This window comes from Cupriavidus gilardii (assembly GCF_013347325.1).
Taxonomy (GTDB): Bacteria; Pseudomonadota; Gammaproteobacteria; order Burkholderiales; family Burkholderiaceae; genus Cupriavidus; species Cupriavidus gilardii.
In genome coordinates this window covers 1,672,644-1,685,368 of the sequence record NZ_CP054624.1, presented here as the reverse complement: position 1 = coordinate 1,685,368, position 12,725 = coordinate 1,672,644, and the positions used below count along the sequence as shown (strand labels likewise).

Annotated in this window: 15 protein-coding genes; 5 read left to right on the top strand and 10 right to left on the bottom strand. The window is 69.4% G+C overall.

The window, feature by feature from the left end; genetic code table 11:
* Window positions 1–95: 95 nt before the first annotated feature.
* From FOB47_RS07695 to FOB47_RS07675, 5 genes are read right to left on the bottom strand one after another with little or no spacing between them, the layout of a single operon-like run.
* Window positions 96–1,013: a glycosyltransferase family 2 protein gene (locus tag FOB47_RS07695; protein ID WP_174780945.1), complete on the bottom strand. Its 918-nt coding sequence runs from the start codon at window positions 1,011–1,013 to the stop codon at window positions 96–98.
* Between the two features lie 14 nt (window positions 1,014–1,027).
* On the bottom strand, window positions 1,028–1,762 hold the full coding sequence (locus FOB47_RS07690) for a PIG-L deacetylase family protein (protein ID WP_053823628.1): 735 nt from the start codon (window positions 1,760–1,762) through the stop codon (window positions 1,028–1,030).
* A gap of 3 nt (window positions 1,763–1,765) precedes the next feature.
* The gene (locus FOB47_RS07685; protein WP_174780492.1) at window positions 1,766–1,969 is read right to left on the bottom strand and encodes a hypothetical protein; all 204 of its coding nucleotides are present in this window, start codon (window positions 1,967–1,969) and stop codon (window positions 1,766–1,768) included.
* Window positions 1,966–3,072: a UDP-glucuronic acid decarboxylase family protein gene (locus FOB47_RS07680; RefSeq protein WP_053823630.1), complete on the bottom strand. Its 1,107-nt coding sequence runs from the start codon at window positions 3,070–3,072 to the stop codon at window positions 1,966–1,968. Before FOB47_RS07680 ends, FOB47_RS07685 begins: the two co-directional genes overlap by 4 nt.
* Window positions 3,073–3,085: 13 nt before the next feature.
* Window positions 3,086–4,357, bottom strand: a complete 1,272-nt coding sequence (locus tag FOB47_RS07675) for a glycosyltransferase family 4 protein (protein ID WP_174780491.1) — start codon at window positions 4,355–4,357, stop codon at window positions 3,086–3,088.
* A gap of 418 nt (window positions 4,358–4,775) precedes the next feature.
* Here FOB47_RS07675 and FOB47_RS07670 point away from each other — a divergent pair, with 418 nt between their 5' ends.
* Window positions 4,776–5,789: an SDR family oxidoreductase gene (locus FOB47_RS07670; RefSeq protein ID WP_174780490.1), complete on the top strand. Its 1,014-nt coding sequence runs from the start codon at window positions 4,776–4,778 to the stop codon at window positions 5,787–5,789.
* Between the two features lie 9 nt (window positions 5,790–5,798).
* Window positions 5,799–6,389 carry a diguanylate cyclase gene (locus FOB47_RS07665; protein ID WP_174780489.1) on the top strand — a complete coding sequence of 197 codons (591 nt, stop codon included), beginning with the start codon at window positions 5,799–5,801 and terminating at the stop codon, window positions 6,387–6,389.
* A gap of 31 nt (window positions 6,390–6,420) precedes the next feature.
* On the opposite strand, the gene FOB47_RS07660 is transcribed toward FOB47_RS07665, so the two are convergent.
* The 3 genes from FOB47_RS07660 to FOB47_RS07650 form a co-directional block, all read right to left on the bottom strand.
* Entirely contained in the window at window positions 6,421–6,741 is a 321-nt protein-coding gene (locus FOB47_RS07660; RefSeq protein ID WP_053823633.1) for a hypothetical protein, read from the bottom strand.
* An 18-nt stretch (window positions 6,742–6,759) separates the two neighbouring features.
* Entirely contained in the window at window positions 6,760–7,203 is a 444-nt protein-coding gene (locus FOB47_RS07655; RefSeq protein WP_053823634.1) for a hypothetical protein, read from the bottom strand.
* Between the two features lie 229 nt (window positions 7,204–7,432).
* A complete protein-coding gene (locus FOB47_RS07650) occupies window positions 7,433–7,786 on the bottom strand; it encodes a hypothetical protein (RefSeq protein WP_174779613.1) in 354 nt (117 codons plus the stop codon).
* Between the two features lie 329 nt (window positions 7,787–8,115).
* Here FOB47_RS07650 and FOB47_RS26275 point away from each other — a divergent pair, with 329 nt between their 5' ends.
* The gene (locus FOB47_RS26275) at window positions 8,116–10,098 is read left to right on the top strand and encodes an ATP-binding protein (RefSeq protein ID WP_174780488.1); all 1,983 of its coding nucleotides are present in this window, start codon (window positions 8,116–8,118) and stop codon (window positions 10,096–10,098) included.
* A gap of 190 nt (window positions 10,099–10,288) precedes the next feature.
* Here FOB47_RS26275 and FOB47_RS07640 read toward each other — a convergent pair whose 3' ends face one another.
* Window positions 10,289–10,798, bottom strand: a complete 510-nt coding sequence (locus FOB47_RS07640; protein WP_174780487.1) for a CinA family protein — start codon at window positions 10,796–10,798, stop codon at window positions 10,289–10,291.
* Between the two features lie 310 nt (window positions 10,799–11,108).
* Here FOB47_RS07640 and FOB47_RS07635 point away from each other — a divergent pair, with 310 nt between their 5' ends.
* Window positions 11,109–11,546, top strand: a complete 438-nt coding sequence (locus FOB47_RS07635) for a BON domain-containing protein (RefSeq protein ID WP_244959197.1) — start codon at window positions 11,109–11,111, stop codon at window positions 11,544–11,546.
* 69 nt (window positions 11,547–11,615) lie between these two features.
* Window positions 11,616–12,083, top strand: coding sequence for a hemerythrin domain-containing protein (locus FOB47_RS07630; protein WP_174780485.1), 468 nt, complete (start codon window positions 11,616–11,618; stop codon window positions 12,081–12,083).
* 170 nt (window positions 12,084–12,253) lie between these two features.
* Here the strand turns inward: FOB47_RS07630 and FOB47_RS07625 are convergent, their stop codons facing one another.
* Complete coding sequence (locus tag FOB47_RS07625; protein ID WP_174780484.1) at window positions 12,254–12,652, bottom strand: BON domain-containing protein; 399 nt, start codon at window positions 12,650–12,652, stop codon at window positions 12,254–12,256.
* Window positions 12,653–12,725 lie beyond the last annotated feature (73 nt).

Sequence of the window (12,725 nt, the reverse complement as noted above, 5' to 3'; positions counted from 1 at the left end):
TCCGCAGCCCTTTGTTTGCTCCCTCTCCCGCTTGCGGGAGAGGGTTGGGGAGAGGGCAAGCGGCGCCCCTCAACCACTGCCGCCTGCCCCACCCCTCACCGCATCTGCGCCGACCCCAGATAGCGCCGCAACCGCTGCACCGTCGGCGGAATCACCGCACGCTCGCGCAATACCCACGGCAGCCCCCGCGCGGTATCGACGCATCCGACCAGCCCGCCTTCGCGCAGCAGCGCCGGCACCATGCGCAGGCTTTCGCGCAGCGCCGCGCCGGCGGGCAGCCGCAACCACGCCGACCAGATCGCATTGCGCGCCAGCAGCCGGCGGCGCATCCGGTGCGCGCGGATCGGGCAGGGCTGGTGGTAGGCGATCAGCTCGGGGCAATAGACCAGATGCCAGCCCAGTGCCGCCAGATCGAGTGCCAGCAGCGTTTCCTCGCCACCAATGAAGAGCCGCGGATGGTAGCCGCCGGCGCGGCGGTAGGCGTCGGCACGAAACACCGTCGCGCCGGCCAGCAGGCCGAGGATCGCCTTGCCGGGCAGCCCGGACGAAGGCAACGGACTGTCGGCCATGATGCGGCTGATCGGGTCGCTCTGCGGCGCGCTGTCTTCCCGCACCACCATCAGATGCGCGGTCAGCGCGGCGACGTCGGGATGACGGTCCAGCGTGTCGGCGGCCAGCTTCAGCGCGCCGGGATGCCACCAGGTATCGTCGTCGCAGAATGCGACATAGGGCGTGCGGGCCCAGTCCACGCCGACATTGCGCGCCGCCGCGCCCAGGTTGGCCGGCAGCCGCAGCAGCGCGGCCTGCGGAAAGTCGCTGCGCACCATGTCCGCGGTGCCGTCGCTCGAGCCGTTGTCGACCACGGCGATGGCGGGATGCTCCGGCAACGCGCACAGGCGCGACAGCGTGGCGCGCAGCCATTCGCGGCGGTTGTACGTCAACACCACCACGCTGACGCGCGTATCCCCCTGCGCCTGCATACGACGGCCGCGGCCCGGCGCGGGCGCCGTCATGCCATCCGCTGCGTTCACGCGCTGCCCTCGCTGGTGCAGGCGGCCTGGGCCTCGGTCGAATCGCCGGCGCTGGCCTCCCATTGCCAATAGCGCTCGGGCGCGCTCAGATCGCTGATCGTATTCGAATCGAACATCGCCAGCTGGCTGGCGTAGGCGTTGCAGGCGCGGGCCTTGGTGGCGGTGTGCTCGCCGATGGCCAGGTCCACCGGGGTCGATACGGTGCCGGCCGCGTGCCAGCGCGCCAGCAGCTTGTGCAGCATGCCGGGTTTGCGCCGGTAGATCGCCTCTTCGTAATAGAGCCACGGCGGTCCGCCGTGATCGCGCTCGCGCCACAGGCGCGCGCACGCTTCGTGCACCAGCGTATGGTCGGAATGGTACAGACCGCATGGCGCCACCACGGCGCAGGCGTTATGCAGCGAGATCACCTTCGACAGCTGCGCGGCGATCTCCCCGGCGGTGTGGCGCCGGTTGTACTGGCTGTCGAGAAAATCGAGCCAGACCGGTTGCGCGTCGAGGATGGCAAGGCCGGCGCGGTCTTCCTCGCGCCGCGCCAGCACCGCTTGCGCCGCGCTGGAAAAGCCGGCGCGCCGATCCCAGTCCGGCGCCGGCATGTCGACCGGCGGCACGCCGGCGAACACGGTGACGACCACGGAGCCGGGGCATGCCGCCAGCAGGTTGCCGCAACTGAACACGGCATCGTCCAGGTGCGGCGAGATCACGACCAGGGGAATGGAGACCGACAGCGACATGGTTCATTCCGGTTCGGTTTGCAGGTCCACGATCCGCGGCGGCGCGGCGGGACTGCGGTGTGCGAAGGCATCGGCGGCCCAGTAGACCTTGCACGCGGGCAGATCGGCGAGGTCGCGCAGGCGGCCGTTGCGCGCCGCGTGCAGTGCTTCGGCACGGCGGCGATGCCATTCGAGCCGGTAGACCAGGAAGGTGATGTTGCCGTTCATCGCGTCGCTCCCCTCGGCGTTGCAGCGGCGCCGCGCCGCGGCGCGAGCGTCGCCATGCCTGCGGCGGCTTGCGCGACCTGTCCCGCCGCGGCAATGCCATCGGCCTGCTGCGCCACGGTGTCGTTGACCGCCGGAGCCGGCATGCCGGCTCCGCGCGCCAGCCGCTCGGCGAAATAGGCCACGGTGCGGCGCAGCCCCTCGTCCAGGTCGATGCGCGGCACCCATTGCAGCTGCTGGCCGGCCTGCGTGATATCGGGGCAGCGCTGGCGCGGGTCGTCTTCGGGCAAGGGCCGCATCACGATCGGTGCCGACGAGCCGGTCGCCGCCAGCACCTTGCGTGCGATCTCCAGCATCGACAGCTCGCAGGGGTTGCCCAGGTTGATCGGCGTGCTGTGGTCGCCCGGCGCTTCCATCAGCCGGATCAGCCCTTCGATCAGGTCATCGACATAGCAGAACGAGCGCGTCTGCGAGCCGTCGCCATAGACGGTCAGCGGCTGGCCCGACAGCGCCTGCGTGATGAAGTTCGACACCACGCGGCCGTCCGCCGGATGCATGCGCGGCCCGTAGGTGTTGAAGATCCGCGCGATGCGAACGTCGACGCCATGCTGGCGGTGGTAATCCATGAACAGCGTCTCGGCGCAGCGCTTGCCCTCGTCGTAGCAGGAGCGTGGCCCGATCGGGTTGACATGGCCCCAGTACGACTCCTGCTGCGGATGACAGTCGGGGTCGCCGTAGACCTCGCTGGTCGACGCCTGCAGGATGCGCGCCTTCACGCGCTTGGCGAGCCCCAGCATGTTGATCGCGCCATGCACGCTGGTCTTGGTGGTCTGCACCGGATCGCTCTGGTAGTGGACCGGCGAGGCCGGGCAGGCCAGGTTGTAGATCTGATCGACCTCGACATAGAGCGGAAAGGTCACGTCGTGACGCATCAGCTCGAAATTGGGCTCGCGCAGCAGGTGCGCGATGTTGTCCTTGCTGCCGGTATAGAAGTTGTCCACGCACAGCACATCGTGGCCGGCCTGGACCAGCCGGTCGCACAGGTGCGAGCCGAGAAAGCCCGCGCCTCCGGTGACCAGCACGCGGCGTCGGTTGGCTTCTTTCATGAGGTCGCTCCGTTCAAGCCGCGGCTTGCGGCGTTTGCGCCGTTTCGTCGATGGTGACGCCGGCCAGCCGCGCATACACGCCTTCCATGCGCGCGGCGACGCCGGCCCAGGTGAAATGCGCGTGCGCACGGCGGCGGCCCGATGCGCCCATCCGTTCAGCCAGCGTCGGATCGCAGGCCAGCCGCGCGAGCCGCGCCGCCAGCGCCGCCGGATCGTTGGGCGGCACCAGGTAGCCGGTGCGGCCGTTCAGCACGGTGCTGCGGATGCCGCCGACCGCGGCGCCGATCACCGGCACGCCGCAGGCCATCGCCTCGACCGGCGTGATGCCGAACGGCTCGTACCACGGCGTGGTGACGAACACATCGGCCGCGCTGTAGAACAGCCGCAGCTGGTCGCGGCCGCGCCGGCCGACGAAGGTGACCGCATCGGCCACGCCTTCCTCGGCGGCAATCTTCTGCAGGCGGCCGATTTCGGGCGTGGCCGCCGCGCTCGGCTGGTCGGAATTGCCGCCGACGACGTACAGCCGCGCGCGCAGGCCGAACGCACGGCGCAGTTCACCCATTGCCCGCACGACGTTGTCGATGCCCTTGCGCGGCACCATGCGGCCGAGCTGCAGCACCGAGAATTCATGCGAAGGCCAGCCAAGCGCGCGGCGCGCCTCGGTACGCGGCACCGGCGAGAATTCGTCGCCATCGAAGCCGCAGGGCACCGTTTCGATCGTGCCGAGGTCGGCCCCGTAAAGCCGGATCAGATCGTGCCGGTCCTGCGGGCACTCGGCGATCACGCAGTCCGATTCGCGCACCAGCTGCTCCTCGATCTCGAAGCGGCAGTCCGGGAAGCCGTCGGCGCTGCCCTGGTGCTGGCGCCGGACCTTGCCGAGGGCATGGAAGGTCATGACCAGCGGAATATCAAGCTTTTGCTTGACGTGCAGCGCCGCGAGCCCCGACATGAAGAAGTTTGCGTGCATCACCATATAGCCGACGCGATCGCGCGCCATGAATTCGGCCATGTAGGCGCCGAACTCGTCCATATAAGGCAATAGCTGTTCCTTCGGCACGTGCACCGCGGGGCCGGCGGGGACATGAATCACGCGGACGTTGGGCGCGAACGCCACGACCTCCGGCAACAGGCCCTTGTCGCGCCGCGTGAACACGTCGACCGGATAGCCGCGTTTGCCGAGATGGCGCGCCAGCTGCGCCACGTAGATGTTCTGTCCTCCACTGTCCACGCTGCCCGGCCCGGCCAGAGGGGAAGCGTGCTCGCTGATCAACGCGATCCTTTGCATGGTTGGCTCCCAGGGGAGCGAGCTGCCAGCCGTCACAGCCGCGATCCGCTCGCTAGTAAAGCCACCGTGTTTGCAGCTTGCATGCCAGCGTGCGACTTCTCAGGCTGTTGATGTCGCGAAGATCAGGAGAAGCGTTATATCGCTTCTCGTCCGGTTTCCATGCCGCACGTCAAGATCTGCGCGCGCCCCGGTAAAGCCATGCGCGGCCCCATGGCGAAATTGCAGCATTTTGTAATACGCGCTAGCGATGCACGATGGCATTGCGCCAGAGGGCACGGCATTTCCCGTGCGGCGCCGGGAACGCTCCTTGCGAGACGAACAGAGTTGCCGGCGGCAAGGCCCGTGCCGGCCGCCACGCGTGTCGTGCGACGCCGCGACGCCGTCGATGGACACCCCGGGCCGCTGGAGTAGCAAGCAGATGAGAATGACGCTGAAGAAAATCGGATCGCAGGTCATCGTGATCACCGGCGCCACCAGCGGTGTGGGCCTGCTCGCCGCGCGCAAGGCCGCGTCGCGCGGCGCCAGGCTGGTCCTCGCCGCCCGCGGCGAAGAGGCGCTGCACCAGCTCGCCGAGCAGCTGCGCGAGACCGGCTCCGAAGTGATCACCGTGCCCACCGACGTCGGCGATCTGCAGGCGGTCAAGGCGCTGGCGCAGGCCGCGATCGAGCGCTTTGGCGGCTTCGATACCTGGGTCAACAACGCCGGCGTGACGATCTACGGGCGCTACAACGAGGTCCCGGTGGAGGACCAGCGCAAGCTGTTCGATACCAACTACTGGGGCGTCGTCCATGGCTCGCTGGTCGCGGCCGCGCATCTGCGCGAGCGCGGGGGCGCGATCATCAATATGGGCAGCGAGGCCTCCGACGTGCCGCTGCCGCTGCAGAGCGCCTACGCGGCGTCCAAGCATGCGATCAAGGGCTTCACCGATTCGCTGCGGCTGGAGCTCGAACAGGAGCGTGCCCCAGTTTCCGTCACGTTGATCAAGCCGGCCGCGCTCGACACGCCGTTCGCCAGTCACGCCAAGAACTATCTCGACGTCGAGCCGGAACTGGCGCCGCCGGTCTACGATCCAGAGATGGCCGCCGAGGCGATCCTGTTCGCCGCGGAGCATCCGCGCCGCGACATGTTCGTCGGCGCGGCGTCCAAGGCGATGTCGTCCGCCGCCTACCACATGCCGGGCCTGTACGACCGCGTGATGCGGCGCTTCCTGGGGCGTGCGCAGTGCACCGCCCGGCCCGCCGGCCCGCGCGAGAACAACGCGCTGTTCCAGGCCACCAACGACCTGGTCGAGCGCGAGGGGCGCCGGCACGTGGTCCGCACCTGCCCCTATACGGCCAGCACCCGCCATCCGGTGATGACCGGCGCGATGGTGGTCGGCGCTTCGCTGGCGCTCGCCGCGGCGCTCGGCATGCGACGCACGCGCATGCGATGAGCGGGGACGATGGCTGAGGCGGCCACGCTGATCCTGATGTATGGCCTGGTCCCGCTGTGGCTGCTGGCGGGACTGGGCGACTGGGCCTGCCATCGCCGCGAGCGGATCGAGCGCAATGCCGGCACCTACGAATCGGCGCTGCATCTGCTGATGCTTGCGGAGGTCGGCGTGCCGGTGCTGCTCGCGCTGTTCCTCGAAATCAACGCGCTGGTGCTCGCGATCATGATGGTCGCGGTGGTCGTGCATGCGGCCACTGCCTGGTGGGATGTCCACTACACCTATGGGCGCCGGATCATCGGCCCGACCGAGCAGCATATGCACGGTCTGCTCGAGGTGTTGCCGTTGTCCGCGCTGGCGCTGGTGGCCGTCGCCCACTGGCCGCAGGCGCTGGCGCTGTTCGGGCTCGGCGATCGGGCCCCGGACTTCTCGCTGACGCCGAAACAGCCGCCGTTGCACGGCTGGTATGTCGCGGCGGTGCTGGCCGCGACGGCGCTATGCGGCGTGTTGCCCTTCGTCGAGGAGTTTTACCGCTGTTGGCGCTGGCGGCGCCGGCATGGCGTCGAGCGCGAGCAGGGTGCGGCGGTGGCGACCGAAGGGTGATGCGGGATCAGTGAGGCGAGCGCCTGGCTGCTCAGCCTACCCGCCGCCAGCTGCGCACGACGAGGTAGGCGCCATAGGCAGCGGCCAGCGCGAAGATCACGCCGACCACCACCGCATTGTCGCTGCCCCCCGCGCTAGGCAAGCGCGCCAGCCAGCCTTCGCCACCGAGCCAGATGATCGCCTCGTGCACGCCGGCGATCACCAGCAGCGTCATCGCCAGCGCGTCGAGCAGGCGCGTCCAGGCAGGCCGGGCCACGGGCGGCATTGCCGCCGGCCCTGCATCGGCGGGCGTGCGGCGCAGATCGGCATGGGGATGTTGCGGATTGGGGGAGTTCGGCGGATTCGTTGGCATCGGCGTGAACCTGGCGGACTAGCGGTGAGGCAGCGGCCGGTTGACGGTCGGCCGCGACGGCGAGCGGCGCGTGGTGGCCGGATACTGCTCGCGCGTCAGTTGCTCGAGCACGCGCAGCAGGTCGGCCGCTTCGTGGTAATAGCGGATCAGCCAGGGACGCAGCATCGGATCGTCCAGCTCGCCGCGCAGCAGCGCGCCGCACGCCGCGACCGAACGGCCCGCGCGGCGGCAGGCCAGTTGCAGCGGCGTATCGCCGGGGCGCTCGCGATGCGCGGCGCCATCTCCCTGCGGCGCCGCACCCGGCGCACCGGCCGCGCGTTGCGACAGATCGGCGGCCGCGCGCCGCTGGAGGTTGGCGCGATGGATCAGCAGCGCGCGCAATTGCGGATCGGCGGCGCTCACCGAGGCGGCTTCGAGTGCCTGCCCGCAGAGCGCGGCCAGGTCGCCCAGGGCCGCGAGCATGGCGGTCGGATCCTCTGGGGAGGGGAGGGTGGATTTCACGATGTGCGGGCGGTTTGGCGAACGGGCTTGGGCAAACACGGCGATCTCGGCGTGGCAAGGAGGCGGAGGTCGAACGGATCCGGTGGGATCCGGGGCGCGCGACCGCATGCCGGGGATGGCTGCGTGCTGATGGCGGCGTGCTCTGGCGGTTCCAATGGCTCTAATGTTTTAGGACGTTTTTGCGACCGCTTCAGATGTTTTCCACCGGTGGCTCACTTTCTTCGGGGTTGCCGCCGGGGCGCTTGACCGATGGCGGCTCGCCGTTTTCATCCGGAAGGTCGCGCCCGCCGGCCGGGTCGGACTCGCGCGGGGACCCGCCGCCGCCGTCGCGTTCGACATCGTGTCGGCCATTGCGTTGGTCATTTGCCTGGCCATTGCCCTGGCCGTCGCGCTGGCCGTCGCGCCGCTCGTTGCGGCCGCCCGCATCGGGCGCGCCCTGCGCCGGGGTCGGGCCCGCGCTCTTGCTGCCGCCCTGATCGTTGCGTTGGCCGACGGGGTCGCCGCCATGGGGGGATTCGGTCCCGGGCCGTGATTCTGTTGCCATGCGTCCACTCCGCGGAAGGCAAGTTGCACTTCCCGCGATCGAGCACTAACCATGCCAGTCGCGAAGGCTGCTGCACATGCGCCATGCGGGGCCGCCCGACGCCGATTGCGCCGGTTTTTCGGCCGGTTTTACATGGACGTTGTAATTCGTCGGTCAAGCGGCGCGACGCCTCCTGGCGACCCGGTCGTCCCGGCGCATCGTCCTCGGGCGGCGCCCGGCGGGCGGCAACTATAGCTTCTGGCGCGGCCGGTCTTGCTGCATCGGCAGCGCTCACTAAGCTGGCCCGCACCCGGGCGAACGGCGACATGATGCCGCGCCCGGCTCTCGCCATGGACACCTCCAATCCAGCCAGGACCTTGCACACTCGGTCGCAGACCGAGCCCGAAGCCGCGCTCCAGGCCGACTACCCGCTGCGGCGCCGCGTCGCCGCACTGCTGCTGGCCGGCACCGTTCTGTTGCCGCTGTGCATGCTCGCCGGCTGGGGCTGGCTCGCGCTGCGCGACGCGTTTGCCGATGCCGAGCGGCAATGCGTGCTGCTCGCGCGGGTGGTGCAGGAACACGCCAGCAAGGTGATGGAAAGCAACCGCCTCGCCGACCAGCGCCTGCGCGATCTGACCGCGCACTGGAACAACGCCGACATCCGGCACCATGAGCTCGAGCTGCATCGCCGCATGGCGCGGATGGGCCGCGATCTGCCGCAGGCCTTTGCGCTGGGGATCTTCGGCGACGATGGCACGTTGCTGGCCAGCAGCCTGCTGTATCCGGCGCCGCCGCTCAATATCGCGGGACGGGAGGACTATCGCGCCATCATGGTCGAGCACGAGTCCTCGCACCTGTCCGCGGTGCTGATCGGCGGCGTGATTCCCGAGCCGGTGTTCAAGGCCAGCATGCCGCGCATGCACGGCCAACGGCTTGCCGGCATCGTGTCGATCTCGCTGCGGCCTTCCTATTTCGCCGACTTCTACCGGCAATTGCTCGAGAACACCGACGGCTACCGCGCGGCGCTGGTGCGCGGCGACGGGGCGGTGCTGGCGGCCTATCCATGGCCCGATCCGGATGCGGCGCGGTTCGCCGGCCAGGTACGGCACCTGAGCCAGAGCGATGGGCCGGAGCGGACCGGGCGCGCCGACGGCCATGCCTGGCTGCTCGCGGTCCATCCGGTCGGCGACGGGGTAGCCAGTGCGATGGTCAGCGTGCCGTATCGCGTCGTCTACCGCGCCTGGTGGCGGCGCATGGCGCCCGCCTCGCTGGCCGCCGCCATCGTCTCGGCCGTGCTGTCTCTGTCGTTGTGGAGCGCGCTGCGGCGCATCCGCGCGGAGGAGGCGGTGCGGCGGCGGTGGCGCGAGGAACGCGCGCGTCGAGAGCAACTGGAGAAGCGCTACCGGCAGTCGCGCAAGTTCGAGGCGATGGGGCAGCTGATCGGCTCGGTCGCGCACGACTTCCGCAATGTGCTGGCGGTGATCTCGGCCTATACCGATGTGCTGATGTTGCGGACCGGCGGGGCGGGACATCGCGGCGGGGGCGATAGCGTGCACCGGGCCGACCGGGCGGATCGAGGAGATTGCGTTCACAGGACGGACCGTGCCCACCGTACCGCGCTGGCCGGCATCCGCAAGAGCCTGGCCAGCGGCGCGCTGCTGGCCGACCGGCTGCTCGGCGTGGTGCGGCGGCGCGAGCATCGCCGCGAGACGATCGCGCTGGCCGAGGAGCTGCAGCAATGCGACCCGTTGATCCGCGCGACGCTCGGCCCCGGTATCGCGTTGCGCTATGCGGTCAGTCCCGATTGCCTGCCGGTCCATGCCGACCGCTGCGAACTCGGCCTGGCGCTGTTGAACCTCGCGGCCAACGCGCGCGATGCGATGCCCGAGGGCGGCCTGCTGGAGATCGGCGCCGCCAATCTGGGCGCGGCTTGCGGCGGCGCGGCGACGCTGCCGCCGGAACTGGATGCGTGCCGCGGGCCGGAGGATTCCGCCGATGGGGCCGATCGTCACCGGCCCGTCGAGCGGACCGACGAGCCAGCCGGCGACCCGGCCGACGATTCCCGCACCGATACCGCGACGCCGATGCGCGGCGTCTACGTGCGGCTCTGGGTCAGCGACAGCGGCATCGGCATGCCGGCTCATGTCGCCGACCGGGCGCTGGAGCCGCTGTTCACCACCAAGCCGGACGGGGTCGGCACGGGTCTGGGCCTGAGCCAGGTCGCGGATTTCTGTCGCGAGGCCGGCGGCGCGGTGACGGTGCGTTCGGCCCCTGGAAAGGGGACCACGGTGACGTTGTTCCTGCCGGCCTGCCAGCTGCCGCGGCGCGCCTGAGCTGGCGCAGGCGCTGCGGCCTGCCAGCGCCCGATGCCCTCTCCCCCGGCCCCTCTCCCGCTTGCAGGAGAGGGCTGGGGAGAGGGCTGGAGAGAGGGGCTGGAGAGAGGGCTGGAGAGAGGGCTGGAGAGAGGGCTGGAGAGAGGGCTGGAGAGAGGGCAGCGGCGCGTCCATTGGCGCCGCGGTTCGGTCAGCGTTCCCGCTGCTGCGCCAGCGCGTAATAGCGGCCGATCTGCGCGAGCGCGAATTCGGCGGCGGCCTCGCGGACCTCGTTGCGGCTGCCGCGCAAGCGCACGGTCTCCGAGAACTCGACGGTACGGCCATTGCCGCGGCCGGTCTGCCTGAAGATCCAGGCGAAACACTGCGTACCGGGTGGTGTGCCGTCGTCGCCCTTGCCGTCGGCAATGCCGGTATTGGCGATGGCCAGATTGGCATCGGTCAGCGCGAGCACGCCGCGCGCCATCGCCAGCGATACCTCTTCGCTGGTCAGGCCGTAGCGCCGGATCGTTTCCGGCGCGACGCCGAGCACGCGATGCTTGGTCGCGGGCGCATAGGCGACCACCGCGCAGCGCAGCGCGTCGCCGCAGCCGGGCACATCGGCAATGCGCGCGGCGATCAGGCCGGCCGTGCACGATTCCGCGGTAGCCAGTTGCAGGCCATGCCGCAGCAGAAAGCGTGCGGCCTCCTCATGGGCATTCATCTCGTTTTCCTCCCAGTTCACGACTGCGCGTGTGCAGATTCCATGCCATCGGCGGCCCTGGTCAAATCTGCACGCTTTGCCGGGTGGACCGCGCCGGACATTCGGAAAGCGTGTAAAAAGCGGCCCCGCATGAAATTCCGAACGCCGGAAGCACGCAGGCAGCGGCATCGGGCGATGGTGCCAGCGTGCGTTTCGCAACCGCGGCGGCGGCGGTATGGATATTGCGTCTGGGCTCGAAGCCGCGGATTGCGCAGTGCTGAAGCGCCGGTCCGCGGCGATCCGATGCAACCGGAGCACAAGGAGCCGACGCATGCAGCAATCCACCAGCAATCCGCGAGAACGCTGTGTCACCGGGGCACCGTTTGCCGCGCCGGGGACCCGCACCGACCGGTCTGGCGACGAGGTGCGCAGCCGCAGTGCCGATCCCGGCCAAAGCAGCTACGGCGGCTTCAAGAACGAGAACCCGAGCTATCAGCGGCAAGGCGATGCCGGCCGCAGTGCGGGCAGCCGCATCCGCTATTCGGACGAGCGCATTCTGGATCGGGTCTGCGAGCGTCTATGGCGCGCGGGGCTCGATGTCAGCGAGGTATCGGTCCGCGTCGAAGGCGGCCACGTGACGCTCGAAGGCCAGGTCGGCAGCCGCACGGCACGCCGGCAGATCGAAGAGTGTGTCGACGCCTGCCAGGGCGTCTCCGATATCGAGAACCGGATCCGGGTCGCGCCGGACCGCAGCGAGTCTCGAGGGTGAGCCGTCGGACGAGGGCAGCCCAGGCAGTACCTGCACAGCAATTCCCCACCACGATAAAAGGAGTTTCGAATGGACAAGTCCAAGATTCCGAGCGCGCAACGCGCCGCGCTGAGCCTGCTGCTCGACGACCACCGCAACGTCAAGAAGCTGTTCAAGTCGTTCGAGAGCGCGAAGGAGCGTTCCGAGAAGGAACAGATCGCGCAGCAGACCTGCCACGAGTTGACCGTGCACGCGCAGATCGAGGAGGAGATCTTCTATCCCGGCTTGCGCGGAGTCCACGAGAAGCTCGACGAGATGCTCGATGAAGCGAAGGTCGAACACCAGGTCGCCAAGGACCTGATCGCGGCCATCGAAGGCGATCCGGGCGGCGGGATGCTGGAGGCCAACTACAAGGTGCTGTCCGAATACGTCAACCACCACGTGCAGGAAGAGGAGAACGAACTGTTCAAGATGGTGATCAGCAAGAACGTCGAGCTGGGCGACATGGCGGAGCAGATGACCGCCCGCAAGGAAGAACTGATGGGAGCCATGGCCTAGGTTGGCCACCGTCGCCCCCGCACAGGCGGCGCCCAGCGGCTTTGCGGCTCCGGGTTTGCGGCTCCAGGGTTGCGGCTCCAGGTTTGCGACTCAGATAAGCCGCTGGGTTCCCGCCTGCGCGGGAACGACATTCCCATCCCACCTCGGCGGCGCGCTTGCCGCCGCGCCTCTCACACCTTGTGATGAATCGGCCCGGGCACCGGCGGCAACGGTGCGCCGCGCTCCCCGCGTTCGCCAGGCTCGGGCGTGTCGATCGCGTCGGCCGCTTCGGCTCCCGCGATCGGGCTGGCCGGTTCGCTGTCGTCGGCAGCCTGCAGTTCGTTGTAGACGCCGAGGATGCCCGGCCCGATCGCCGCCGCCTTGGCGATGCGTTCCGCCGTCGGCCGATCGGCCACGCGTCCGCGCAGCCGGATGCGCTTGTCCTCGATTCCCACCTCGATGCCCTGCGGCATGGCGCCGCCGAATTCCTCGGCGATATGGTCGCGTGCCTGCCGCAGCAGGTCGTCGTCCTGTGCGGCGGTGTCCGTGCCGGTCGGCGGGGAAGGCTGCGAAGGATTGGCGTTTATCATGGGGGTGCTCGTCGGGATCAGCTAGGAAAGGAAAGGGGGCGCGCCGTGGTGGTTCTCGCGCGCCCGGCCAATG